The sequence below is a fragment of the Pseudomonas sp. TSO6 genome (assembly GCF_056098905.1).
On the sequence record NZ_JBLZWV010000020.1, the window covers coordinates 116962 to 142165 of the forward strand.

The following is a 25204-nucleotide window of genomic DNA, read 5'->3' on the forward strand; positions in this document are numbered from 1 at the left end:
AGGCGCTTAACCGTATAGCCTCCACTTTGATGTCCGAAACGACGATTTCATGCCGATTGACCGTTTCGGGCGTATAAACACACTGCATCCGCCGTTCAGGCTGGATATAATGGCGCCCTTTGCCGTCGTTTCGTCGATTCGACGTATCAGCCCAAACGGCCGCCGTTTCCGTGGAAGAACCTATGAAAAGCGCAGAAATCCGTGAAGCCTTCCTTCGCTTCTTCGAAGAGCAGGGACATACCCGAGTCGCCTCCAGTTCGTTGATCCCGAACAACGACCCGACCCTGCTGTTCACCAATGCCGGCATGAACCAGTTCAAGGACTGCTTCCTCGGCGCGGAGAAGCGTGCCTACACCCGTGCTGTCAGTAGCCAGAAGTGCGTGCGCGCCGGTGGCAAGCACAACGACCTGGAAAACGTCGGTTACACCGCGCGTCACCATACCTTCTTCGAAATGCTGGGCAACTTCAGCTTCGGCGACTATTTCAAGCGCGACGCCATCACTTTCGCCTGGACCTTCCTGACGTCGGCACAATGGCTGAACCTGCCCAAGGAAAAGCTCTGGGTCACCGTCTACGCCACTGACGACGAAGCCTACGACATCTGGACCAAGGAAATTGGCGTGCCGGCCGAGCGTATGGTACGCATCGGCGACAACAAAGGCGCCCCTTACGCCTCCGACAACTTCTGGACCATGGGTGACACTGGCCCGTGCGGCCCGTGCACCGAGATCTTCTACGACCACGGCGCGGACATCTGGGGCGGCCCACCCGGCTCGCCAGAAGAAGACGGCGACCGCTACATCGAGATCTGGAACAACGTCTTCATGCAGTTCAACCGCACCGCCGACGGCGTGCTGCACCCGCTACCAGCGCCGTCGGTGGACACCGGTATGGGCCTGGAGCGCGTCAGCGCCGTGCTGCAGCACGTGCACTCGAACTACGAGATCGACCTGTTCCAGAACTTGCTGGCAGCTGCGGCCAAGGCTATCGGTTGCAGCAATGATGGCCAGGCGTCGCTGAAAGTGGTCGCCGACCACATTCGCTCGTGCGGTTTCCTGATCGCCGACGGTGTGCTGCCGTCCAACGAAGGCCGTGGCTATGTGCTGCGTCGCATCATTCGTCGTGCCTGCCGCCACGGCAACAAACTGGGCGCCAAGGGCAGCTTCTTCTACCAGATCGTTGCCGCACTGGCCGCCGAAATGGGCGAAGCCTTCCCTGAGCTGAAGAGCCAGCAAGCGCACATTGAGCGCGTGCTGAAAGCTGAAGAAGAGCAGTTCGCCAAGACCCTCGAGCAAGGCCTGCGCATCCTCGAGCAGGACCTGGCTCAGCTGAAAGGCGACGTGGTACCGGGCGACGTGGTGTTCAAGCTGTATGACACCTACGGCTTCCCGATGGACCTGACTGCCGACATCGCCCGTGAGCGCGAGCTGACCATCGATGAAGCCGGCTTCGAGCGCGAGATGGACGCCCAGCGTGAGCGTGCGCGTTCCGCCAGCGCCTTCGGCATGGACTACAACAGTGTGGTCAAGGTCGACAGCGCTACCGAGTTCGTCGGCTACGACGCCACCGAAGGCCAGGGCAAGATCATCGCCCTGTACAAAGACGGCCAGGCCGTCGACCAGCTGGGTGAAGGCGAGCAGGGCGTGGTCGTGCTCGACCGCACGCCGTTCTATGCCGAATCCGGTGGCCAGGTGGGTGACACCGGCTTCTTGCAGGCCGGCGCTGCGCGCTTCGACGTGCGCGACACCACCAAGACTGGCGGTGCCTTCCTGCACCATGGCGTGGTCGCCAGCGGTGCGCTGGTAATCGGTTCGCCGGTCGAGGCCAAGGTCGATGCCGACGTGCAGCACGCTACCTCGCTGAACCACTCCGCCACCCACCTGCTGCACGAAGCGCTGCGCCAAGTGCTGGGCGAGCACGTACAGCAGAAGGGCTCGCTGGTTGACAGCCAGCGCCTGCGTTTCGACTTCAGCCACTTCGAGGCGCTGAAGCCAGAGCAGATCAAGGCCCTGGAAGACATCGTCAACCGCGAAGTGCGCAAAAACACCCCGGTGACAACCGAACTGACCGACATCGAAACCGCCAAGGCCAAAGGTGCCATGGCGCTGTTCGGTGAGAAGTACGGCGACACCGTGCGTGTGCTGAGCATGGGTGGTGATTTCTCGGTAGAGCTGTGCGGCGGTATCCACGCCAAGCGCACCGGTGATATCAGCCTGTTCAAGATCATCAGCGAAGGCGGCGTGGCCTCTGGCGTACGCCGTATCGAAGCAGTTACCGGCGCCGCTGCGTTGGCCTACCTGAACGCTGCCGAAGAGCAGGTCAAGGAAGCCGCGCAACTGGTCAAGGGTAACCGCGACAACCTGATCGACAAGCTGTCGGCTGTGCTTGAGCGCAACCGCCAGCTGGAGAAGCAGCTGGAACAGCTGCAGGCCAAAGCCGCCAGCGCCGCCGGGGACGATCTCTCCAACGCGGCTGTTGAGGTCAAGGGTGCCAAGGTCCTCGCCGCCCGCCTGGATGGGCAGGACGGCAAGGCCTTGCTGGCCCTGGTCGATCAGTTGAAGAACAAGCTCGGCCACGCAGTGATCCTGCTGGGCAGCGAGCATGAGGGCAAGGTTGTGCTGGTGGCCGGCGTGACCAAAGACCTCTCCAGCCAACTCAAGGCTGGCGATCTGATGAAACAAGCCGCTGCGGCGGTGGGTGGCAAGGGCGGTGGCCGTCCGGACATGGCCCAGGGTGGTGGCGTCGACGTCGCTGCACTGGACCAGGCCCTGGCGCTGGCCGTGCCATTCGCAGAGCAGGGACTTTGAGATGAAGGGGCCGGCGGTCTAGTCGCCGGCCTCTTCATGTTGGATTGTTTTTTGGGGCCCTGTATGGGCTGAGGCACCATTGAAATGGCGTTGATCGTACAGAAATTTGGCGGCACCTCTGTCGGTTCCATCGAGCGGATCGAGCAGGTAGCCGAAAAGGTCAAGAAACACCGTGAAGCGGGCGACGACCTGGTGGTTGTGCTGTCGGCCATGAGCGGTGAAACCAATCGCCTGATCGACCTGGCCAAGCAGATCACCGATCAGCCGGTTCCGCGTGAACTGGACGTGATCGTGTCGACCGGTGAGCAGGTCACCATTGCCCTGCTGACCATGGCCTTGATCAAGCGTGGTGTGCCAGCGGTGTCCTACACCGGCAACCAGGTGCGCATCCTCACCGACAGCTCGCACAACAAGGCGCGCATCCTGCAGATCGACGACCAGAAGATTCGTGCCGACCTGAAGGAAGGCCGCGTGGTCGTGGTAGCAGGCTTCCAGGGTGTCGACGAGCACGGCAGCATCACCACCCTGGGCCGTGGCGGCTCCGACACCACTGGCGTGGCCCTGGCGGCGGCGCTGAAGGCTGACGAGTGCCAGATCTACACCGACGTCGATGGCGTCTACACCACCGACCCGCGCGTTGTGCCACAGGCCCGTCGCCTGGAGAAGATCACCTTCGAAGAGATGCTGGAAATGGCCAGCCTCGGTTCCAAGGTGCTGCAGATCCGTTCGGTGGAGTTCGCCGGCAAGTACAACGTTCCGCTGCGCGTGCTGCACAGCTTCAAGGAGGGTCCGGGTACCCTCATTACCATTGATGAAGAGGAATCCATGGAACAGCCGATCATTTCCGGTATCGCCTTCAACCGTGATGAAGCCAAGCTGACCATTCGCGGCGTGCCGGACACCCCGGGCGTGGCCTTCAAGATCCTCGGCCCGATCAGCGCTTCGAACATCGAAGTCGACATGATCGTGCAGAACGTTGCCCACGATAACACCACCGACTTCACCTTCACCGTACACCGCAACGAGTACGAGAGCGCGAAAAACGTGCTTGAAAACACTGCCCGCGAAATCGGTGCCCGTGAAGTGATCGGCGACACCAAGATCGCCAAGGTCTCGATCGTTGGCGTCGGCATGCGTTCGCACGCCGGTGTTGCCAGCCGCATGTTCGAAGCCCTGGCCAAGGAGAGCATCAACATCCAGATGATCTCCACCTCCGAGATCAAGGTTTCGGTCGTGATCGAAGAGAAGTACCTGGAGCTGGCCGTGCGCGCGCTGCACACCGCGTTCGAGCTCGACGCACCTGTACGACAGGGCGAGTAAGGCGCTGCCAGGAAGGGCGCGGCTTGCCGCGCCCTTCGCGTTTCTGCTCGCCACGCATGGCCTGACCTGCCCTGTGTGGCGGGTAACCGGGGCCTGGTCGTCGTCCACGACCAGGCCCTGATACCAAAGACTGTTACCCCTGAATGTTTTGCGTAAGGAGAAAGCTATGTTGATTCTGACTCGTCGGTGCGCCGAGAGCCTGATCATTGGAGACGGCGAGATCACCGTGACGGTGCTTGGTGTCAAAGGCAACCAGGTGCGTATTGGCGTCAGCGCCCCGAAAGAAGTGGCTGTTCACCGCGAGGAAATCTACCTGCGGATCAAGAAAGAGAAGGACGAGGAGCCAAGCCTTTAATTCTTTTGAAGTTTTTTTAAAAAAAAGGGTTGCAAGCGAGGAAGATCCTGTTTAATATTCGCCTCGTGTTGCGGTGAGGTGGCCGAGTGGCCGAAGGCGCTCCCCTGCTAAGGGAGTATACCTCATAAGGGTATCGGGGGTTCGAATCCCCCCTTCACCGCCATTATTTGCGTAGGGCGCTGTAAACGGTAAGAATGCTAAGTAGTTGTTTTTAAACGAAAACGTTCTTGCAAAAATGTTTCAGCGACCTATAATGCGCGGCAAGACACGGACTCATAGCTCAGCTGGATAGAGTACTCGGCTACGAACCGAGCGGTCGCAGGTTCGAATCCTGCTGAGTCCGCCACTTTTGAAGTGGCTTTGTTTGCAAGGCTGCTTCAATCAACCAGTGGTAACTGGTCTAAAACTACCAATCGCGGACTCATAGCTCAGCTGGATAGAGTACTCGGCTACGAACCGAGCGGTCGCAGGTTCGAATCCTGCTGAGTCCGCCACTTTCTTGAAGTGGCTCTGCTTGCACAGCTACTTCAGTCAACCAGTGGTAACCTGGTCTAAAACTACCACCACGGACTCATAGCTCAGCTGGATAGAGTACTCGGCTACGAACCGAGCGGTCGCAGGTTCGAATCCTGCTGAGTCCGCCATATCCCGTCAAAAAGCCCGCTCAGTTGAGCGGGCTTTTTGTTTTTCTGCGCCACTGAATTGTTGGCCATGTCGATCTAAGCTCTTCTGTAATGTTTGTGGTGTAGCTTGAGGCCGCTGGTGCGGCGCTAAATTCGATCAGGCATCGCACACAAATCTACGCACACAACAAATGTGCTTTAAACGCCAGAGCCGCCGTCGCACTGATAGCTTCAAGCGTTGTCCCACCTTTATCGCGCAAACGATTGTTCTGGCCAAAAATTTAAGCGATCTGACAGCTTTAGCAGTGTATGATTGCGCCCGTCAGCCCCGCCGGGGCTTGTGGAAAACCACCATGGACTTACCCAGTAGTTACTCGCTAACACGATTCATACAGAAAGATCTGACCGATTGATTCTCCCGGCGTGCTCCGCTGCTGGGAGTGGAGTTCGCCTATGACTGAAGTAGAAGTAAAAAAAGCGCAAGAAAGCCTGCAGGATCGCCTGGCCCAGGTGGTCGAACTGCTGCAACGCCAGCGTGTGGTCGAAGACCTGACGCACCGCCAGGAAGGCGCGCACAACGACCTGGTCGAAAACCTGGTCCACCGCCAGAATCTCGTCGAGCTGCAGCGCAAGCTCGATGATCTGCACCCCGCCGACATCGCCTATATCCTCGAAGCCTTGCCCCTGGAAGACCGCCTGACGGTCTGGCAGCTGGTGCGCTCGGATCGCGATGGCGACATCCTGCTTGAAGTTTCCGACTCGGTTCGCCAATCGTTGATCGCCGACATGGACGATCACGAGCTGCTGGCCGCCGCCAAGGAAATGGACGCCGACGAGCTGGCCGACCTGGCCCCAGAGCTGCCGCGCGACGTTGTTCACGAGCTGATGGAAACCCTCGATGCCCAGCAACGCGAGCGTGTGCGCTCGGCGCTGAGCTACGACGAGGAGCAGGTCGGTGCGCTGATGGACTTCGAGATGGTCACCATCCGCGAAGACGTCAGCCTGGAAGTGGTGCTGCGCTATCTACGCCGCCTGAAAGAGCTGCCCAACCACACCGACAAACTGTTCGTGGTCGATTACGACGGCATCCTGAAAGGGGTATTGCCGATCAAGCGCCTGCTGGTCAACGACCCGGAGAAGAAGGTAGCGGAGGTCATGGCGACCGACCCGGTGTCCTTCCAGCCCGAGGAAGATGCCTATGATGCAGCGCAGGCTTTCGAGCGTTATGACCTGGTATCGGCACCTGTAGTAGACAAAGGCGGCCGCCTGATCGGCCGTTTGACCATCGACGAAATGGTCGACCTGATCCGTGAGGAGAGCGAGAGCGAAGTCCTCAACATGGCGGGTCTGCGTGAAGAGGAGGATATCTTTGCCTCGGTCTGGCGCTCGTTCCGCAACCGTTGGGCATGGCTGGCGATCAACCTGATTACCGCGTTTCTCGCTTCCCGCGTTATCGGGCTGTTCGAAGGCTCGATCGAAAAGCTGGTGGCGTTGGCTGCGTTGATGCCTATCGTTGCGGGTATCGGTGGCAACTCGGGTAACCAGACCATCACCATGATTGTCCGCGCCATGGCGCTGGACCAGGTGTCCCCGGGCAATACCAGCCGCCTGATGCGCAAGGAGTTGGCGGTGTCGCTGATCAATGGCCTGGTGTGGGGTGGAGTGATCGGTGCGGTGGCTTTCTGGCTGTATGGCAGCTGGTCACTGGGTTTGGTGATGACCGCCGCAATGACCCTGAACCTGTTACTGGCAGCGCTGATGGGCGTGCTCATCCCGATGACATTGGCCCGCCTGGGCCGCGACCCGGCGATGGGGGCGAGTGTGATGATCACTGCCGTGACCGACAGTGGCGGCTTCTTCATCTTCCTTGGCCTGGCTACGCTGTTCCTGCTGTAAACCGATCTTTCCCTGTGGGAGCGGGCATGCCCGCGAACACCGGCGCAGCCGGTGCCATTCACCGCGTCGCCTGATTCGCGGGCTTGCCGCTCCCACAGTGGTCCTGCAAAGGTGTATGCCGTTGCGGTAGGCCAGCCACAAAAAAGCCAGCTTACGCTGGCTTTTTCATGTTCGCTGCAGGCCTCAGGAGGCGTCGGCGGCCATTTCCACATCGTGAGCGATGAGGGCGACCAGGGCGTTCTGCTGGCGGTGGGACAGCTGACGGAAACGCTGCAGCAACTCGCGCTCATGCAGGGACAGCTCAGGGCTGTCCAGGCGCATGCTCAGCTCGTCACCCAGCGCACCTTCCTGGATAAGGCTCTGTTCCAGGCGCGCGATAATTTCGGAGTTCATGCTGCGGTGATGGTTTCGCGCTACCTCGGCAATGCGCTCACGCATCCCGTCTGGCAGGCGGACGACGAACTTGTCAGCGGTGCGGCTCGAATAAATAGCCTGTTTCATTGGGCGCATATAAATTGACCGGAGTTTGGTTCAGGGGAAGCGGTTCTCAAATTGGCCGCACGGGGTGGAAGTACGACCGTGGCGACGACAAAATGTTCAACCGGCAGTAAAAATGGGTGCTCATCTTGCCTCATCATCGCCGTTTCCTTGGCGTCAATTCTGTGACAAATAGTGAGCCGGATAAAGGCTTTCTGCCAGTACCAATTATCAGAAATGAGCACTGGTTTGAAAAGTTTTACATGCTCCGGCTTGCCCAACCGTCAGACTTTTGCCGTCAAAAACTGGTAAAACGCAGCAAAAGGCAAGGAAAACACCTAGAATGCGGCGGTTTCCCTTCATAGAGCATAGTGGCTATGCAACATGACGCAAGCGACCGTCGATCAGGGACAGGCCGGTTGATATTTCTGATAGGACCGTCGGGTTCGGGGAAAGATTCCCTGATCGACGCTTCACGTGAGCGACTGGCGGCCGCCGGGGTAGAAATTGCCCGTCGCGTCATTACCCGTTCAGCCGAAGCCAAAGGCGAAGCCGCTCATGGGGTTACGCCCGAGCAGTTCGAGACCCTGCGTGCCCAGGGCGCATTTGCCATGCACTGGCACGCCAACGGCCTGGACTATGGTATTGCGCAGCAGGTGGACGAGTGGATGGCGGCGGGCAGGGCAGTGCTGGTGAATGGCTCGCGGGCCTACCTGGCCGAAGCGCGCCAGCGTTACCCGCACCTGTTGGCGGTGCTGGTCGAGGTCAGGCCCGAAGTGCTGCGTCAGCGCCTGCTGACCCGTGGCCGCGAAAACGCCGAGGAAATCGAACAGCGCCTGGCTCGCAGCGCCCGTTTGCAGGCACCGCCCGATCCTTCAGTGCATGTGCTGGACAACTCGACAACCCTGGAGGCAGCGGTCGCAGCCCTGTTCGGGCTGCTTCGCGATGAAGGGGTTCTGCCACCGGAGTAGCAGTGCCAGAAAAGGATTACGCGAAAAAGCCCGGCAGGTGCATGACAAACGCCAGCATGCTGGTTAACATGCTGGCCATCCCGCTGTGCAGCGCTCGCTGCCGGTCGTAGCGTCTCAGTAGCTCAATTGGATAGAGCATCCCCCTCCTAAGGGGAAGGTTGCAGGTTCAATTCCTGCCTGGGACGCCATTTCTTGTTTCTCCCATTTTTGCCTCCGCCTCCTGTGCAGCCGCCATCCGTGTGCGTGTCAGGAAGTACCCCGCCACTACCAGCACCACCGTCAGCACCGTGAACCAGAACTGGAAACGCGATGCTGGTTCGAACGCCTGGGTGCCGATCACTGCCAGCAAGGCGAACAGCGCAACGATATTGGCGTACGGGAACAGCCAGGCGCGGAAGGCCTTGGGGTCGACCGCTTCGTGACGGGTTTTCCAGCGCATGGCCACGTGGGCGATGATGATGAAGATCCACACGACCATCACGAGGCTGCCGGTACTCTTGGCCAGGGTCATGAATAGGTCGCCGGCGCTGATAAAGTGCACGGTCAGGATCATCGTGCAGATCGACAGGCTCAGCAGCAATGCATTGATCGGCACGCCCTTGGCGCTGGTGCGCGAGAACAGCTTGGGCGCGTGCCCGCGCTGGCTCAGCGAGAACAGCATGCGCGAGTTGGAGAACATGAACGAGTTCATCACCGACATGAACGAGACGAACAACACCAGTTTCATGGCCACCGCCGCACCTCCGAACCCGGCCAGGCTGAACAGCGAAACATAGGGCGAGGCCAGGTTGGCCTTGTCGGTCCATGGCAGGCACAGGATCAGGATCGACACCGAGCCGACGTAGAACAGCATCACGCGCAGGATCACGCTCTTGATCGCGCGGATCACGTTCTGCCGCGGGTTCTCCGATTCACCTGCGGCCACGGCGGCGATTTCGCTGCCGCCCAGCGAGAAGATCACCACGATGACACCCGCCATTACCGGCGACAGGCCGTTGGGCATGAAGCCGTCGTGGGCGGTGAGGTTGACCAGGCCAGGCGACGGAATGTCGTGGTGCAGGCCAAGCAGGATCGAGATGCCCAGCAGCATGAAGATGAGGATGGTGGCCACCTTCATCGCCGCCAGCCAGTACTCCACTTCGGCAAACGAACGCACTGAGTAGGCGTTGCTGGCCATCAGTGTCACCAGCATCAGGAAGGCGCCTGCCCAGATTGGCAGCCAGGGTAGGAAGTCATGCAGGATGGCGCCCAGCAGGACTGCTTCAAGGGTGATGGTCATCATCGACTTGAACCAGTACAGCCAGCCGACTGCAAACCCGGCCCAGTCGCCGAGCCAGGTGTTGGCGTAGGTTGAGAACGACCCGGCATCCGGGTTGCGGCAGGCCATTTCACCCAGCATGAACATGACCAGGGTGACCACCAGGCCACCAATGAAATATGACAGGATGGCCGCAGGCCCTGCCGATGCGATCAGTGAGCCCGAGCCCATGAACAGGCCTGCACCGATCACCCCGCCCAGTGCGATCATGGTGATGTGCCGCTGCTTGAGGCTTTGCTTCAAACTGTTGGATTGCATTTCCTTGTCCTCTCTTATTGTTGGAGGGACCCGACAACGTCCCCCAACGCAGGCATCGTCATGCGCCTGCGTCCACGCGTGGCAAATAGCTACCAGCCTGCCACCCTGAACAATAAGGCCAAGGACCTCAAACGAATTCTCTGCACAACATCCTGCCGATTTTTCCTGAGACCGGTGATGGCGCCGGTAGCGGTGCAGTTGACCAAGCCATGCACCACCTGACATCGACACCGCCGGGCGCCTTCAAACGGGTCAGGTTGGGGAGCCTTTCACGACCCGCGGCACTTTCGCTACCGACCGCCGCCACTCCCTCAGGCCGTGCCGGCCGCTTGTTGCTCTTCATCCAGGCCGTCCGCCTTGGCGACCTGCTCCTGCGCTTTCTCCTCGATCTTGCGCTCGATGTCCTCTTTCATGCGCTGGGCGATCAACTCGTCGACCTTTGCTTTCATTTCCGGCGGCAGGGCGTCGTACTCTTCTTCGGTCAGGCCAATTTCACGCAGCAGTTTTTCCTTGATCATCTCGCCGGGCGACTTGGACATGAAGTCGTGAAACTCCTGCCGGGCAGTCTTGGCTGGCAGTGGTTCTCCGATCACCGGCTCGGTGGTTTCAGAGCCCAGGTTTTGCAGCATCACCTTGAATTTGGCAAAGGCTTCTTCGCGCGCATCCTCAGCGTTTTGCTGAGCGGTATTGCCTTGGCGCTGCTGTTGGGTCGCCGTGTTGGCGGTGGTTATTGGGGGGCTGGCTGGCGCAATCTCGGCCACTGTCTGCTCATCGCTGGCGTGCCGGGGCTGATGGAGCGTGGGCTGCCAGCTGACGCCGTTAGGGGCGATTATCATGTTTCCTCCTTGGAAATATTGTTGGCAGCTATCCAGCGCAAAAGCCATGCCAGCGCTGTGCCGGTCGAAATCAGGCCTTTGGCGCTATTTCGGTTGCGCGCTGGCGGGCATATGCTTGCCTGTCCAAGGCATGATCTTGCCGCCTGCGGCAATTACCACCACTGTCGGCAGCCCCTTGACCGGAGCGCAGTTGCTGGGCATCAGGGAGAGCGTCCATGATTCAGGAAACCAGGCCGGCACCGGCCAGCTTCAGTGAACAGCAATTGCACACCTTGTTCGAGTTGATCAGCGATGGCATCTGGGACTGGAATGCCAACACCGGCTACGTCTATCGCAACCCCGGCTGGTACGCCATGCTCGGTTACGCCAGCCACTCCATGGCCAACTCGGTACTGACCTGGGAAAGCGTGATCCACCCCGAGGACTACCCGCGGGTAATGGCGCATTTCGAGGCCTACATCAACCAGCGCAACGAGCGCTACCTCATCGAATACCGCTGCCGTTGCCAGGATGGCAACTACATCTGGATCGAAGACAGCGGCTACATCATCGGCCAGAACGCAGACGGTTCGGTGGCGCGCATGCTCGGGGCGCACCGCAACATCGACGCCGGCAAGCGCCTGGTGGCGCAGCTGGAACAGAAGAACCAGTCGCTGGAGTGCCAGGTGGCCGAGCGTACCCGCGAGCTGTCCTGGGTGAACCAGCAGTTGCAGCGGCAACTGGACGAAAACCTCGAGTTGGCCGAGCGCGATGCGTTGACCCGCATTGCCAATCGCTACCGGCTGGAAAAGTCGTTGCAGACGGAGTGCGAACGCGCCCAGCGATTCCGTCAGCCGTTGTCGCTGATCGCCATGGACATGGACGATTTCAAACCGATCAACGACCGCTACGGCCACGCCCGTGGCGATGCTGCGCTGGTGTTGGTGGCCGATAACTTGCGTACCTGCCTGCGCGAGCTCGACGTGTTGGCGCGCTGGGGTGGCGATGAGTTCGTCATCGTGCTGCCGCAGGCCACGCTGGGCGAGGCGCTGGAGATGGCGGCGGGCTTGCGCCAGGTGATGGATCAGCTGGAGCCGGTGGGCGATTGCCGGCTGACCATGAGCTATGGCGTGGTGCAATGGCAGGAAGGGGAGGACCAGCATGCGCTGCTGGCGCGTGCCGACAAGGCGCTGTACCGGGCCAAGGCGGCCGGCAAGAATGCCATAGCCCCATAGCCTGACGCGTTCCGACAAGGGATCGCGCAGGTGATGGGGATCAGTGCCTGGATGAAAAAAGACCCGCGGCGCCTCTCGGCGCAGCGGGCCAAATCGGCCTTGGCCGCTTCAGTGTCAGATATGCAGGGCGTGGCCCAGGGCGCGCAATGCCGCTTCCTGTACCGCCTCACCCAGCGTCGGGTGGGCATGGATAGTGCCGGCCACATCCTCCAGGCAGGCGCCCATCTCCAGCGATTGGGCAAACGCCGTGGACAGTTCGGAAACCGCCACGCCAACGGCTTGCCAACCCAGGATCAGGTGGTTGTCCCGCCGTGCCACCACGCGCACGAATCCGCTCTTCGCTTCCAGGCTCATGGCCCGGCCATTGGCGGCAAACGGGAACTGCGCGACGATGCAGTCCAGCCCTTGCTGGCTGGCCTGCTCCGGGGTTTTACCGACGACCACCACTTCTGGGTCGGTAAAGCACACCGCAGCAATCGCGGCAGGCTCGAAGCGGCGTGCCTTGCCAGCGATGATCTCGGCGACCATTTCGCCCTGGGCCATGGCCCGGTGCGCCAGCATCGGTTCGCCGGCCACGTCGCCGATAGCCCAGACGTTGTGCATGCTGGTCTGGCAGCGCGCGTCGATGGCAATAGCGGCGCCGTTCATTTTCAGGTCCAGGCACTCCAGGTTGAAACCTTTGGTGCGCGGCCGGCGGCCGACGGCCACCAGCACCTGGTCGGACTCCAGGCGCAGTTGCCCGCCCTTGCCGTCGTTGGCCAGCAGGCAACCGTTTTCGTAACCTTCGACGCTGTGGCCCAGGTGCAGGGCGATGCCCAGCTTTTTCAACGACTCGGCCACCGGGGCAGTCAATTCGCTGTCGTAGGTCGGCAGGATGCGCTCACGCGCTTCCACCACGCTTACTTGCGCGCCCAGCTTGCGGTAGGCAATGCCCAGTTCCAGGCCGATATAGCCACCGCCCACCACCACCAGGTGCTGCGGCAGGGCTTTCGGCGCCAGGGCTTCGGTCGAGGAAATCACCGGCCCGCCCAGCGGCAGCATCGGCAGTTCGACGCTGCTGGAACCGGTGGCCAGCAACAGGTGTTCACACTGGACACGCTGGCCATCAACTTCAACCTGCTTGCCGTCGAGCACCTTCGCCCAGCCATGAATCACCTTGACCCCGTGCTTTTTCAGCAGGGCGGCCACACCAGTGGTCAGGCGGTCGACGATGCCGTCCTTCCAGGCCACGCTCTGGCCGATGTCCAGGCGCGGCGAGGTAACGCTGATGCCCAGTTCCGACGGCCCGGCGAAGCGCGAGGTCTGGTGAAACTGCTCGGCCACATGGATCAGCGCCTTGGACGGAATGCAGCCGATGTTCAGGCAGGTACCGCCCAGTGCCTGGCCTTCCACCAGCACGGTAGGAATGCCCAGTTGCCCGGCGCGGATGGCGGCCACGTAGCCACCAGGGCCGCCGCCGATGATCAACAGGGTAGTCTGGATAGTCTGTTGCATGCTCACTCCACGAACAGGCAGGCGGGTTGTTCGAGCAGGCCACGCACGGCCTGGATGAACAACGCGGCGTCCATGCCGTCGACCACACGGTGGTCGAACGAGCTGGACAGGTTCATCATCTTGCGCACGACGATCTGGCCGTCGATCACCACCGGCCGCTCAACCATGCGGTTGACGCCGACAATCGCCACTTCCGGGGTATTGACCACCGGCGTGCTGACGATGCCACCGAGGGCGCCCAGGCTGGTCAGGGTAATGGTCGAGCCCGACAATTCTTCGCGGTTGGCCTTGTTGCTGCGTGCCGCGTTGGCCAGGCGGGAAATCTCGCCAGCATTGGCCCACAGGCTGCCGGCTTCGGCATGGCGCAGCACGGGCACCATCAGGCCGTTGTCACCCTGGGTGGCGATGCCCACATGCACCGCGCCATGGCGGGTGATGATCTGCGCTTCGTCGTCATAGGTGGCGTTGATCTGCGGGAAGTCACGCAGCGCCACGACCAGTGCACGCACCAGGAACGGCAGCAGCGTCAGCTTGCCGCGGCTGTCGCCGTACTTGCTGTTGAGCTGCTGGCGCAGGGCTTCCAGGGCGGTGACGTCGATTTCTTCCACATAGCTGAAGTGCGCGACCCGGCGCTTGGCGTCCTGCATGCGCTGGGCGATCTTGCGGCGCAGGCCGATCACCGGCACCTGCTCGCTGTCGCTGCGCTTGGCATAGCCATTGGGGGCTTGCCCGGCGGCGCTCTGCGGCTTGCTCATGAAGGCGTCGAGGTCTTCGTGCAGGATGCGCCCGGCCGGGCCGCTGCCGTGCACATAGCGCAGTTCGATGCCGGTATCCAGCGCACGCTTGCGCACCGCCGGTGAGGCCAGCGGCTTGTCGCCCGGCTGGCGCGGCACGATGGGCGCAGCTTCGTGGTTGGCGGGTGCCTGGTAAGCAGCGGGTTTTACGTCTTTCTGCGGTTCTGGCTTGTCTGCCACAGGGGCGGCGGGCGTTTCTACCTGTTTGGCCTGAGGCACATCTACATGGTTGCCGCTGCCTTCCACTTCGATGCGGATCAGCTCGCTGCCGACCGCCATCACTTCACCTGGCTGGCCACCCAGGGCCAGCACCTTGCCGCTGACCGGCGAAGGGATTTCCACGGTAGCCTTGTCGGTCATGACGTCGGCCACCACCTGGTCCTCGGCGATCATGTCGCCGACCTTAACGAACCATTCCACCAACTCGACCTGCGCGATGCCTTCGCCAATGTCCGGCATCTTGATGACGTGCGTGCCCATTCAGACCTCCATGACCTTTTTCAATGCCGCACCTACCCGCGAAGGCCCTGGGAAATACGCCCATTCCTGCGCGTGAGGGTAGGGGGTGTCCCAGCCGGTGACGCGCTCGATCGGCGCCTCCAGGTGGTGGAAGCAGTGCTCCTGCACCAGCGACACCAGTTCGGCACCGAAGCCGCAGGTACGGGTGGCTTCATGCACCACCACGCAGCGGCCGGTCTTTTTCACCGACTCGACGATGGTGTCCAGGTCCAGCGGCCACAGGCTGCGCAGGTCGATCACTTCGGCATCGACGCCGCTTTCTTCGGCGGCCACCTGGGCCACGTACACCGTGGTGCCGTAGGTGAGCACGGTCACGTCATTACCGGGGCGGGTAATGGCGGCCTTGTCCAGCGGCACGGTGTAGTAACCGTCGGGCACGGCGCTGTGCGGGTGCTTCGACCACGGCGTTACCGGGCGGTCGTGGTGGCCGTCGAACGGGCCGTTGTACAGGCGCTTGGGCTCCAGGAAGATTACCGGGTCGTCGCATTCGATCGAGGCAATCAGCAGGCCTTTGGCGTCGTACGGGTTGGACGGCATGACGGTGCGCAGGCCGCACACCTGGGTGAACATCGCTTCCGGGCTCTGGCTGTGCGTCTGGCCGCCGTAGATGCCACCGCCGCACGGCATGCGCAGGGTCAGCGGGGCGATGAACTCGCCGGCCGAACGGTAACGCAGGCGCGCCATTTCCGAGACGATCTGGTCGGAGGCGGGGTAGAAGTAGTCGGCGAACTGGATCTCCACCACCGGGCGCAGGCCGTAGGCGCCCATGCCCACGGCGGTACCGACGATGCCGCTTTCGGAGATGGGCGCGTCGAACACGCGGGATTTGCCGTACTTGTTCTGCAGGCCTTCGGTGCAGCGGAACACGCCGCCGAAGTAGCCGACGTCCTGGCCGTAGACAACCACATTGTCGTCGCGCTCAAGCATGACATCCATGGCCGAGCGCAGGGCCTGGATCATGGTCATGGTAGTGGTGGCCATGGCGGTTTCCGGGTTGATGCTGTTGTTGTGATCGTTCATCTCAAACCCCCAGTTCCTGGCGTTGACGGCGCAGGTGGTCGGGCATTTCCTTGTACACGTCCTCGAACATCGAGGCGGCGCTCGGGATGTGACCGTTGGCCAGGGTGCCGTACTGCTCGGCTTCTTTCTGCGCGGCAATCACAGCAGCCTCGAACTCGGCCGTGGTGGCCTGGTGTTCTTCCTCGGACCAGTGGCCGATCTTGATCAGGTGCTGCTTCAGGCGGACGATCGGGTCGCCCAGCGGGAAGTGGCTCCAGTCATCGGCGGGGCGGTACTTGGACGGGTCGTCCGAGGTCGAGTGCGGGCCGGCGCGGTAGGTGACCCACTCGATCAGGCTAGGGCCCAGGCCGCGGCGGGCGCGTTCGGCGGCCCAGCGCGAGGCGGCGTACACGGCGACGAAGTCGTTGCCGTCAACCCGCAGCGAGGCAATGCCGCAGCCCACGCCACGGCCGGCGAAGGTGGTCGACTCGCCACCGGCAATGGCCTGGAAGGTAGAAATCGCCCACTGGTTGTTGACCACATTGAGGATCACCGGGGCGCGGTAAACGTGGGCAAATGTCAGGGCTGTGTGGAAGTCCGACTCGGCGGTGGCGCCGTCACCGATCCACGCCGAAGCAATCTTGGTATCGCCCTTGATTGCCGACGCCATGGCCCAGCCGACAGCCTGCACGAACTGGGTCGCCAGGTTGCCACTGATGGTGAAGAAGCCGGCCTCGCGTACCGAATACATGATCGGTAGCTGGCGGCCTTTGAGCGGGTCGCGCTCGTTGGACAGCAACTGGCAGATCATCTCTACCAGCGACACGTCGCGGGCCATCAGGATGCTTTGCTGGCGGTAGGTCGGGAAGCACATGTCGGTGCGGTTCAGCGCCAGCGCCTGGCCGCTGCCGATGGCTTCTTCGCCCAGGCTCTGCATGTAGAAGGACATCTTCTTCTGGCGCTGGGCAACCACCATGCGGCTGTCGAAGATCCGCGTCTTGAGCATGGCGCGCATGCCTTGGCGGAGGATTTGCGGGTCAATGTCTTCAGCCCACGGGCCTTGGGCGTCGCCTTGCTCGTCGAGCACGCGGACCAGGCTGTAGGACAGGTCGGCGGTGTCGGCAGCATCGACATCCACAGGGGGTTTACGGGCTTGACCTGCATCGTTGAGGCGCAGGTAGGAAAAATCGGTCTGGCAGCCTGGCCGGCCGGTGGGCTCGGGCACATGCAAACGCAGGGGGGCGTACTCGTTCATGCTTTTTACGCTCGCTCGGGTATTTGTTTTTGTGAGCTCTGAAGCGGCCGCCGCTGAATACCGGCTTGTGACTGGTAGGTCAGCGTCATCTACATCTTAGTGGCCCGGCAGGAGAATTTTTCTCTCAAGTTGATTGCCTTTGCCGAGCGGTGCAGATAAACATTCCGCATAAACACAAAAAACCGGTGATTTTGTCTCATGCGCAAACTCGATCGTACCGATATCGGCATTCTCAACAGCCTGCAGGAAAACGCCCGCATCACCAACGCCGAGCTGGCACGCTCGGTCAACCTGTCGCCCACGCCCTGTTTCAACCGGGTGCGGGCCATGGAGGAACTGGGGGTAATCCGCCAGCAGGTGACCTTGTTGTCACCCGAGGCGCTGGGGTTGGATGTAAACGTGTTCATCCATGTCAGCCTGGAAAAGCAGGTGGAGCAGTCGTTGCACCGTTTCGAGGAAGAAATTGCCGAACGGCCCGAGGTGATGGAGTGCTACCTGATGACCGGGGACCCGGATTACCTGTTGCGGGTACTGCTGCCGAGCATCCAGGCGCTGGAGCGGTTTCTTGACTACCTGACGCGGTTGCCGGGGGTGGCCAATATTCGCTCGAGTTTTGCCTTGAAGCAGGTGCGGTACAAGACGGCCTTGCCACTGCCGGCCAATGGCATGACCTTGCGCGAGTAGCCCATCGTCAAGACTTGCGCTGACCCCTGTAGGAGCAGCCTTGTGCTGCGAAGAGGCCATCAGCACCAGTAGAGAAGCAGCGGCCATGCGGGCCTCTTCGCAGCACAAGGCTGCTCCTACGGATCGCGGTATGCCTCGTAGGTGCTTGATATTTTAAACACCCCCAGCCTATGTTGTTGTCAGCGCACAACAACAAGGACAAGCGTCATGAGCACCGCTCAGCTTCAGGGCATCGATGAAATCGAATGCGTCACCCCCGACCTCAACGGCGTCCCGCGCGGCAAGGTGATGACCGCCGAAGGCTTTCTGGAAGGCCGCCGCCTGCAAATGGCCCGGGGGGTGTTGCTGCAATGCATCATGGGCGGCTACCCGCCGGCGAAATTCTACGGCAGCGACGACGGCGACCTGGCGCTGGTGGCCGAACCCAGCCAGATCCATCGCCTGCCCTGGAGCAGCGACGGTCGCGCCCTGGCCATCTGCGATGCCATTGAACTGGATGGCCGGCCCTCGGCACTGTCCACCCGTGGCCAGCTCAAGGCGGTCATCGCCCGCTACGCGGCCCTGGGGTTGGCGCCCGTGGTGGCGACCGAACTCGAATTCTTTGTTTTTGCCCCCAACAGCGACCCGCAGCAGCCGTTCCAGCCACCCGTAGGCAGCGATGGCCGTCGCGAGCTTGGCCATTCGGCGTTCAGTGTCAGTTCCAACAATGGCCTGCGCCCGTTCTTCAAAGAGGTGTACCACTGCATGGCCGCGCTCGGCCTGCCGCGCGACACGTTCATGCACGAAATGGGCGTCAGCCAGTTCGAGATCAACCTGCTGCACGGCGACCCGCTGGTGCTGGCTGACCAGACCTTCCTGTTCAAGCACCTGCTCAAGGAAGTGGCGCTCAAGCATGGACTGACCGTGGTGTGCATGGCCAAGCCGCTGGCGCGCACGCCCGGCAGCTCCATGCATATTCACCAGAGCCTGGTCGAAGCCAGCAGCGGGCGTAACGTGTTCAGCGACGAGCAGGGCCAGCCGACCGACACCTTCCACCATTTCATCGGCGGCCTGCAGGCGTGCATGGCCGACTTCACCGCGCTGTTCGCGCCCAACGTCAATTCCTATCAGCGCCTGTGCCACCCCTATGCCTCGCCAAACAATGCCTGCTGGTCCGAAGACAACCGCGCCGCTGGCCTGCGCATTCCGGCAAGTGCGCCGGCAGCGCGGCGGGTCGAAAACCGTTTGCCGGGTGCCGACACCAACCCATACCTGGCCATCGCCGCCAGCCTGGCTGCCGGGCTGCACGGTATCGAGCAGCGCCTGCAACCTGCGCCGGCCATTCAGGGTGAGTTTGAAGTGCCCGAGCACCTGAGCCTGCCGTGTACCCTGCATGCCGCCCTCGAACGGCTCAAGCGCAGCGCGCTGGCACGGGAACTGTTCGGCAGCGAGTTCATCGAAGGCTACATCGCCAGCAAGACCCTGGAGCTGACTGATTTCTTCGACGAGATCACCCCGTGGGAGCGCCGGGTGCTGGCGGCACAGGCCTGATCGCGACACGACCTGCACCGGACACGTCCCCGCCACGGCATTTTGCTGGCGGGGGCCTGCACTGACCGGCATTTGCCCTTATGCTGCTAGCACCTACCGCCACCTGACCAGGGAGCTTCTCGGTACGTATGCGAAATGTATGGAAGCCGTTTCAGTCGTTGTATTTCGCCGCGCTGATGATGTTGATCGGTTCGGGCCTGCTCAGTACTTACCTGGCCCTGCGCCTGGCGGCCGACCATGTCGACAGCCTGTGGGTGGGTGCGTTGATGGCGGCCAACTACTTTGGCCTGGCCGTCGGCGGCAAGGTCGGCCACCGGCTGATTGGCCGGGTCGGGCACATTCGCGCCTATGCCACTTGCGCCGGTATCGTCGGTGCGGCGGTGCTGGGGCATGGGCTGACCAATTGGCTACCGGCCTGGGTCGGGCTGCGGATGATCGTCGGCCTGGGCATGATGTGCCAGTACATGGTCATCGAGAGCTGGCTCAACGAGCAGGCCGATGTGAAACACCGCGGTGCGGTGTTCAGCGGCTATATGATCGCCTCGTACCTGGGGCTCGTGCTCGGCCAGCTGATCCTTGTGGTGCACCCTGAGCTTGGCCCGGAGCTGCTGATGCTGGTGGCGATGTGCTTTGCCCTGTGCCTGGTGCCGGTGGCGATGACCCGGCGCATTCACCCGGCACCCTTGCGCCCGGCACCGATGGAGCCGAAGTTCTTCATCAAGCGCGTGCCGCAGTCGCTCAGTACGGTATTGGGCTCGGGGTTGATCGTCGGCTCGTTCTACGGCCTGGCGCCTTTGTATGCCGCAAGCCAGGGGATGGCGACCGAGCAGATCGGTCTGTTCATGGGTAGCTGTATTTTTGCCGGCCTGCTGGTGCAGTGGCCGCTGGGCTGGTTGTCTGACCGTTACGACCGGGCGGTGCTGATCCGCAGCGTGGCAATAGGCCTGGCGCTGGCGGCTGCGCCATTGGCGATACTGCCCAGTGTGCCGCTGGAGATGCTGTTCGGAATCGGCTTCCTGATTTCGTTGCTGCAGTTTTGCCTGTACCCGCTGGCGGTGGCGTTTTCCAACGACCACGTGGAAAGCGAGCGGCGGGTGTCGCTGACGGCCATGCTGCTGGTGACCTATGGCGTGGGCGCGTGCATCGGGCCGTTGGCGGCAGGTGTGCTGATGAAGGTGCTGGGCGCGCAGATGCTCTATGCGTTCTTCGTTTTCTTCGCCCTGGTGCTGGTGTGGCGCATTCGGCCGAAAGCGGTTACCGGGCTGCACCAGGTGCAGGATGCACCGCTGGGCCACGTGGCGATGCCGGCGGCCGGTTCGCCCTTGTCGGCAGCGCTGGACCCTCGGGTGGATGAGCAGACCGTGCAGGACGTGATGCAGGCGCCAGTGGCTGCCGAGGATACAGAAGAGGACTTGCCGCAGAGGCAGGGGGCGACCAACCCAGAGACCGAGGCCAACCCACCGGTTTGACAGAGCCCGCCGCTGGCGGCGGGCGTCTTGGCCGGCTCAGGTGAGCTGTATGTTCTTGAACGTGAACACCAGCAGCTCACCGTCTTTGTTGCCCGCGTTCAGGAACCAGTGGTGAAGCTTTTCCTTGCCCCGGGTATAGACTTCCTTGGCCAGTGCAACCCGGTGCCCTTCGCTATCGCGAATGTAAAAACGGATCTGCTCGACGTCGTCGAAATTGCCGTCCCACTCGTCGAGGGCCTGGATTTTCCACTCCTGCCCCCCAAACCCTTGCCTATACAACAGCGGGGTCGAGTATGCGACGACCCTTCCTACAACGTGGCTAGCATAAAGTCCCAGCCAGCCATTGGCGTTCTTTCTCAGTTTGGAGCCAAAGTATTGCCAGGTATCCTCACCAGTGATGTCGTAGTGCAGCCGATCGCCGCTCTGCTTAATGAATTTGAAGTGAAAGGTCACGGGTTTGAAACTTGCCGGATCTCGCTGATCCTCGGTGCACAACCAGCCATCCTGATCCAGTGAGAACAAGGGATGAACGTAAACGGGGGTTTCGACAACCCCGACACGTCCATATTGGCAATGCAGTTCAGCGGTGAATGAGTTATGCAACATGTGGGCTCGCTCCTGGCAGTGACTGTGCTCGGTGTTGTCACCTTATGCAGTTCACCCTTCAGGGGGCGCCGGGCAGGTATTCCAGGCTCGCCGCGTATGGCTGGGGCTGAAATGCAAACGGGGCTGCATCAAGCAGCCCCGCTGGTCAGCATGTGCACAACTGCCGTTGCTTCAGTAATCGTCCTTGTCGAACCGCCGCGCTTCACGCTGCAGCTGGTACACAAAGCTCTCGATCTTGCGTTGCGACTGCCCGCTCAGGTTATGGAAGCGCACGCCAGCGAAGGTGGTGTTGATGTGCTCTTCATAGTGCAGGTGACGCAGTTCGACCATGGTGTCCACCAGGCCCAGCGGGTTACCCGCCTTGAAGCGCTCGTACACCTGGCCCAGTTGCAGGCGGCTTTCTACATCGCCTTCAAAACGCAGCTTGCAGCCGGTGGCCGAGATATCCAGCAGCTTGCCACGCAGGGCGCCGTTACCCTTCAGGTGGGTGCCATCGAGGATGATGTCGACCAGTTGCGACAGCTTCAGCGCGGCGCGGAAGGCGTTGCGGCGCTGGTGGTAGGTCATCTCTTGCGGCATGGCGCCGCTGTAGCAGCGGTGGCCGTCGACTTCGCTGATCTTCAGCGCGTGGTTGCATTCCCAGGCGATGCGCACGCCGTCGTGGAAGCCCTCAACGCGGAAGTGCTCGCCGTTTTCGATGAATTTTTCACCGTCGCGCGGGATCATCTCGTCCAGCGCCAGGGTGTTGCTTTCACGGTCCACGTGCACCACGTAGCTTTGGAAGCGCTGGCTGCGGTCATGGAAGGTGATGATCAGGGGGTCGTGGCTTTCCTGCAGTTGCCGCAAGTTGGCCGCAATCTCCAAGGGGGTGTTCAGCACCTTTGGCGGTTGCGGGGCTTCGGTTTCATTGAACACGGCTTATCGTTCTCCAGGCAAAAGCGACACACGCAAGTAACGGCATTTTGCCAGTATGTTCCGTGCCTTGATAGAAAAATCACACTTGGCTGAGGGCCCGTGGCTTGGCCAGCAGCGAGGTGCTGCCGCGGCTGTCGTAGAGCGACGGCGAGTCGCCGCCCATGAGGATTCTGATCTGGTTGTTGGTGACGTGTTGCTGCACCTGGATGATCCGGCCGTTGGTCTGGTTGACCTGCTGGCAGTCGTCCATCAGTTTCGACAGCATGTCGAGCCGCTGCAGCATCGCCTCGCCATGGGGCGATTGGGCGGCCACTGCTTGCACGCCAGTGCGATCGGCACTCAGGCCCAGGCTGCCGAGCAACTGGCTGCGGCGCTGGCCATGCTGCTCTAGCAAGATGATCAGCGACTGCTTGCGCGCCAGAATCTGTTCCAGCAGCGGCATGTCGCGGCCATGCAGGGCGATCGCTTCTTTATTCAGAAGGTCGAGCAGTTCCTGCATCGGGGCAATGTCATCTTCGATCAGTTGCAGCAAGGTGGTGTCGTGCATGGCTAACTCTTGGCTTTTCTAGCGTCCGTGAAGTCAGCGCGCCGAACGGTCAGCGCTGGGCTTCGAAATCGAGCAGTTTGCTGGCGATCTTGCCGGCATCGACCTGATAGCTGCCGTCGGCGATCGCCTGTTTCAACTGGGCCACACGGGCACTGTTGACGACTGGCTCGTCGCGCAGCTTGTCGCTGATCTTCTGCAACTGCTGTGCCTCTTGGCTGAGGTGTACCGCTTCTCCGCTGGCGCTGGTGGCCGCTTCCTGGCTGGCGGCCGGTTTTTCGGCGCTGCCGGGCGCGGTATTGCCGCGCACGCCGCCCGTGACGGACGGAGAGTTATTCAAACGACTGAAGTCGATGACCATGATCAGGAACCTCTGGGTATTTGGACGCTTGCCTTGTTTTCGGCCAACCCGAAAGAAACTTTAGGCACAAATGCATAGCCGCCTGTCAGCAAGCTCGCGAACCCGTTCTCTGACACAGTTTAGGAAATGCGGTTCCTCACTGCCAGCGCAATCGGTGGCTGGCTACATACTCACCTCGACCTGGCCCGGGCCGGTGACCCTGGCCTTGACCACCCGTTTGGAATTCAGGTTGCGTACCCGTATCTGTTCGCTCAGGCCGCCCTTGCTCAGGGCCTCGCCAGGCATGCGCACGCTGAGGCCGCCGCTGCGGGCGATGATCACCACCTGGTCGCCCTTGCGCACCACCTCGGCCTGCTCCAGATGCTGCGGGGTGAGCACCTGGTCGATCACCGTGGGGCGCAGCATCTTCATGCCCACCGCCTGGTCCAGTTCGGTCAGGAAACCCTGGCCAAGGGTGCCGACATCGCGCTCGCGCAGGGCCACGTCGCCTTCGCCCACCGTGTTATCGCGCTTGAGTGGGCGGGTGACCACCACCACGTCGCGGAACAGCCGTACCGTTGCCGGGACAAACACCGTCCACGGGGCCGCACTGTCGCAGCGCACCCGTACCGTTACCCGGCCAAGTGGCAGGGAAGGGCTTTCCAGCGAGGCGTCCAGCTGCTGGCTGCACAACGGCATGCGCAGGCGTGGGTCCAGCGGGTTGACCTGGATTTCATAGCGGCCGGGGGTCTGGGTGGTGGCCAGGTAATCTTCTACCGTGAATTCAAGAAACCCTTGGGTGACACCGATAAGCTGTTCAGGCAAGGTAAGCGCGTCCGCTACCGTGCGAACGCCGGGCGCCAGCAGGCACAGCGTGGCCAGCGAGCCAGTCAGCAGGCGCGTCAATCGTCGGAAAAATGTCGTTTTCGTATGCATGACGCTCAAAAAAGCAAAGCCCGTGCCGACTCGTAACTTGAGTTGCAACGAAAGGCTGAAAGATTAAGGAGTCTGGCATGGCGGGTGTTATGGATTCGGTCAACCAGCGCACGCAGCTGGTGGGGCAGAATCGCCTGGAATTGCTGCTGTTCCGCCTCAATGGCGAACAGCTTTATGGCATCAACGTGTTCAAGGTCAGGGAAGTGCTGCAATGCCCTGCGCTGACCCTGCTGCCCAAGGCGCACCCTGTGGTGCGTGGCGTTGCCAACATTCGCGGGGCGACCATCCCGATCCTCGACTTGTCGATGGCCACCGGGTTGCGGCCACTGCAGGAAGAAACACGCAACAGCTTCGTGATCATCACCGAGTACAACACCAAGACCCAGGGCTTCCTGGTGCACTCGGTAGAGCGCATCGTCAACATGAACTGGGAAGAGATCCATCCGCCACCCAAGGGCACCGGCCGTGACCACTACCTGACCGCGGTCACTCGGGTGGACAACCGCATGGTCGAAATCATCGACGTGGAGAAGGTGCTGGCCGAGGTTTCGCCGTCGTCCGAATCGGTGTCGGCCGGGGTGATCGATGCCGAGGTGCAGGACAAGGCCGTGCTGATGCGGGTGCTTACCGTCGATGATTCGTCGGTGGCGCGCAAACAGGTCAGCCGCTGCCTGCAGACCGTGGGGGTGGAAGTCGTGGCACTCAATGATGGCCGTCAGGCACTGAACTACCTGCGTCAGCTGGTGGATGAGGGCAAAAAGCCTGAAGAAGAGTTCCTGATGATGATCTCGGACATTGAAATGCCGGAAATGGACGGCTATACGCTAACGGCGGAGATCCGCAGCGACCCGCGCATGCAAAAATTGCACATCTGCCTGCATACTTCGCTTTCCGGGGTGTTCAACCAGGCAATGGTCAAGAAGGTCGGCGCCGATGACTTCCTGGCCAAGTTCAAGCCGGACGACCTGGCCCAGCGGGTGGTCGACCGGATCAAGGCAGCGCATTGAAGCAGCCGGGGGCGCGCCCCCGGCACCAGTGATTGAA

The 25204-nt window shown here is 61.6% G+C and carries 22 protein-coding genes and 5 tRNA genes; 15 read left to right on the forward strand and 12 right to left on the reverse strand.

What is annotated here, in order from left to right:
* Positions 1-182 precede the first annotated feature (182 nt).
* From alaS to mgtE, 8 genes are all read left to right on the forward strand, one after another.
* On the forward strand, positions 183-2807 hold the full coding sequence (gene alaS / locus ACN6NG_RS06460) for an alanine--tRNA ligase (protein ID WP_063423049.1): 2625 nt from the start codon (positions 183-185) through the stop codon (positions 2805-2807).
* An 84-nt stretch (positions 2808-2891) separates the two neighbouring features.
* The gene (locus ACN6NG_RS06465) at positions 2892-4127 is read left to right on the forward strand and encodes an aspartate kinase (protein ID WP_016498499.1); all 1236 of its coding nucleotides are present in this window, start codon (positions 2892-2894) and stop codon (positions 4125-4127) included.
* 166 nt (positions 4128-4293) lie between these two features.
* Positions 4294-4482: a carbon storage regulator CsrA gene (gene csrA, locus ACN6NG_RS06470; RefSeq protein WP_003254503.1), complete on the forward strand. Its 189-nt coding sequence runs from the start codon at positions 4294-4296 to the stop codon at positions 4480-4482.
* A 72-nt stretch (positions 4483-4554) separates the two neighbouring features.
* Positions 4555-4645, forward strand: a tRNA-Ser gene (locus tag ACN6NG_RS06475).
* 106 nt (positions 4646-4751) lie between these two features.
* Positions 4752-4828 (forward strand) — tRNA-Arg (locus tag ACN6NG_RS06480).
* 71 nt (positions 4829-4899) lie between these two features.
* Positions 4900-4976 (forward strand) — tRNA-Arg (locus ACN6NG_RS06485).
* Positions 4977-5049: 73 nt separating this feature from the next.
* Positions 5050-5126 (forward strand) — tRNA-Arg (locus ACN6NG_RS06490).
* 432 nt (positions 5127-5558) lie between these two features.
* Positions 5559-7001 carry a magnesium transporter gene (mgtE, locus tag ACN6NG_RS06495; protein WP_016498500.1) on the forward strand — a complete coding sequence of 481 codons (1443 nt, stop codon included), beginning with the start codon at positions 5559-5561 and terminating at the stop codon, positions 6999-7001.
* Between the two features lie 183 nt (positions 7002-7184).
* On the opposite strand, the gene ACN6NG_RS06500 is transcribed toward mgtE, so the two are convergent.
* Complete coding sequence (locus ACN6NG_RS06500) at positions 7185-7511, reverse strand: Arc family DNA-binding protein (RefSeq protein ID WP_003254499.1); 327 nt, start codon at positions 7509-7511, stop codon at positions 7185-7187.
* Between the two features lie 344 nt (positions 7512-7855).
* Here ACN6NG_RS06500 and phnN point away from each other — a divergent pair, with 344 nt between their 5' ends.
* Positions 7856-8449: a phosphonate metabolism protein/1,5-bisphosphokinase (PRPP-forming) PhnN gene (gene phnN, locus ACN6NG_RS06505; protein ID WP_063423050.1), complete on the forward strand. Its 594-nt coding sequence runs from the start codon at positions 7856-7858 to the stop codon at positions 8447-8449.
* 111 nt (positions 8450-8560) lie between these two features.
* A tRNA-Arg gene (locus ACN6NG_RS06510) sits at positions 8561-8637 on the forward strand.
* On the opposite strand, the gene ACN6NG_RS06515 is transcribed toward ACN6NG_RS06510, so the two are convergent.
* Together ACN6NG_RS06515 and ACN6NG_RS06520 are read right to left on the reverse strand one after the other, a co-directional pair.
* On the reverse strand, positions 8616-10025 hold the full coding sequence (locus tag ACN6NG_RS06515) for an amino acid permease (protein WP_080889181.1): 1410 nt from the start codon (positions 10023-10025) through the stop codon (positions 8616-8618). The genes ACN6NG_RS06510 and ACN6NG_RS06515 overlap by 22 nt on opposite strands.
* Positions 10026-10336: 311 nt before the next feature.
* A complete protein-coding gene (locus tag ACN6NG_RS06520) occupies positions 10337-10861 on the reverse strand; it encodes a hypothetical protein (RefSeq protein WP_474313329.1) in 525 nt (174 codons plus the stop codon).
* A gap of 215 nt (positions 10862-11076) precedes the next feature.
* Between ACN6NG_RS06520 and ACN6NG_RS06525 the strand changes: the two genes are divergently transcribed.
* Positions 11077-12075: a sensor domain-containing diguanylate cyclase gene (locus tag ACN6NG_RS06525; RefSeq protein ID WP_236198303.1), complete on the forward strand. Its 999-nt coding sequence runs from the start codon at positions 11077-11079 to the stop codon at positions 12073-12075.
* Between the two features lie 114 nt (positions 12076-12189).
* Here ACN6NG_RS06525 and lpdA read toward each other — a convergent pair whose 3' ends face one another.
* From lpdA to ACN6NG_RS06545, 4 genes are read right to left on the reverse strand one after another with little or no spacing between them, the layout of a single operon-like run.
* Entirely contained in the window at positions 12190-13569 is a 1380-nt protein-coding gene (lpdA, locus tag ACN6NG_RS06530) for a dihydrolipoyl dehydrogenase (protein ID WP_353455814.1), read from the reverse strand.
* Between the two features lie 2 nt (positions 13570-13571).
* Positions 13572-14843 carry a dihydrolipoamide acetyltransferase family protein gene (locus ACN6NG_RS06535; protein WP_084967277.1) on the reverse strand — a complete coding sequence of 424 codons (1272 nt, stop codon included), beginning with the start codon at positions 14841-14843 and terminating at the stop codon, positions 13572-13574.
* Complete coding sequence (locus ACN6NG_RS06540) at positions 14844-15902, reverse strand: alpha-ketoacid dehydrogenase subunit beta (protein WP_016488476.1); 1059 nt, start codon at positions 15900-15902, stop codon at positions 14844-14846.
* A gap of 1 nt (position 15903) precedes the next feature.
* Positions 15904-17136, reverse strand: a complete 1233-nt coding sequence (locus tag ACN6NG_RS06545; protein WP_016498508.1) for a 3-methyl-2-oxobutanoate dehydrogenase (2-methylpropanoyl-transferring) subunit alpha — start codon at positions 17134-17136, stop codon at positions 15904-15906.
* A 198-nt stretch (positions 17137-17334) separates the two neighbouring features.
* Here ACN6NG_RS06545 and bkdR point away from each other — a divergent pair, with 198 nt between their 5' ends.
* The 3 genes from bkdR (at position 17335) to ACN6NG_RS06560 (ending at position 20819) form a co-directional block, all read left to right on the forward strand.
* Positions 17335-17820 (forward strand): Bkd operon transcriptional regulator BkdR, encoded by a 486-nt coding sequence (gene bkdR, locus ACN6NG_RS06550; protein ID WP_012273540.1) that lies wholly within the window; start codon positions 17335-17337, stop codon positions 17818-17820.
* Between the two features lie 288 nt (positions 17821-18108).
* Positions 18109-19350 carry a glutamine synthetase family protein gene (locus ACN6NG_RS06555; protein ID WP_474313331.1) on the forward strand — a complete coding sequence of 414 codons (1242 nt, stop codon included), beginning with the start codon at positions 18109-18111 and terminating at the stop codon, positions 19348-19350.
* Between the two features lie 128 nt (positions 19351-19478).
* Positions 19479-20819, forward strand: coding sequence for an MFS transporter (locus ACN6NG_RS06560; protein ID WP_236198245.1), 1341 nt, complete (start codon positions 19479-19481; stop codon positions 20817-20819).
* Between the two features lie 36 nt (positions 20820-20855).
* Here the strand turns inward: ACN6NG_RS06560 and ACN6NG_RS06565 are convergent, their stop codons facing one another.
* The 5 genes from ACN6NG_RS06565 to flgA form a co-directional block, all read right to left on the reverse strand.
* Positions 20856-21425, reverse strand: a complete 570-nt coding sequence (locus ACN6NG_RS06565; protein WP_063423057.1) for a hypothetical protein — start codon at positions 21423-21425, stop codon at positions 20856-20858.
* A 171-nt stretch (positions 21426-21596) separates the two neighbouring features.
* The gene (locus tag ACN6NG_RS06570; RefSeq protein ID WP_063423058.1) at positions 21597-22340 is read right to left on the reverse strand and encodes a flagellar brake protein; all 744 of its coding nucleotides are present in this window, start codon (positions 22338-22340) and stop codon (positions 21597-21599) included.
* A 79-nt stretch (positions 22341-22419) separates the two neighbouring features.
* Positions 22420-22887, reverse strand: coding sequence for a flagella synthesis protein FlgN (locus ACN6NG_RS06575; protein WP_019471387.1), 468 nt, complete (start codon positions 22885-22887; stop codon positions 22420-22422).
* Between the two features lie 49 nt (positions 22888-22936).
* Positions 22937-23245: a flagellar biosynthesis anti-sigma factor FlgM gene (gene flgM, locus ACN6NG_RS06580; RefSeq protein ID WP_063423059.1), complete on the reverse strand. Its 309-nt coding sequence runs from the start codon at positions 23243-23245 to the stop codon at positions 22937-22939.
* A 162-nt stretch (positions 23246-23407) separates the two neighbouring features.
* Positions 23408-24160 (reverse strand): flagellar basal body P-ring formation chaperone FlgA, encoded by a 753-nt coding sequence (gene flgA, locus ACN6NG_RS06585; RefSeq protein ID WP_063423060.1) that lies wholly within the window; start codon positions 24158-24160, stop codon positions 23408-23410.
* A gap of 77 nt (positions 24161-24237) precedes the next feature.
* On the opposite strand from flgA, the gene ACN6NG_RS06590 reads away from it, so the two are divergent.
* The gene (locus ACN6NG_RS06590; RefSeq protein ID WP_016498515.1) at positions 24238-25167 is read left to right on the forward strand and encodes a chemotaxis protein CheV; all 930 of its coding nucleotides are present in this window, start codon (positions 24238-24240) and stop codon (positions 25165-25167) included.
* Positions 25168-25204 lie beyond the last annotated feature (37 nt).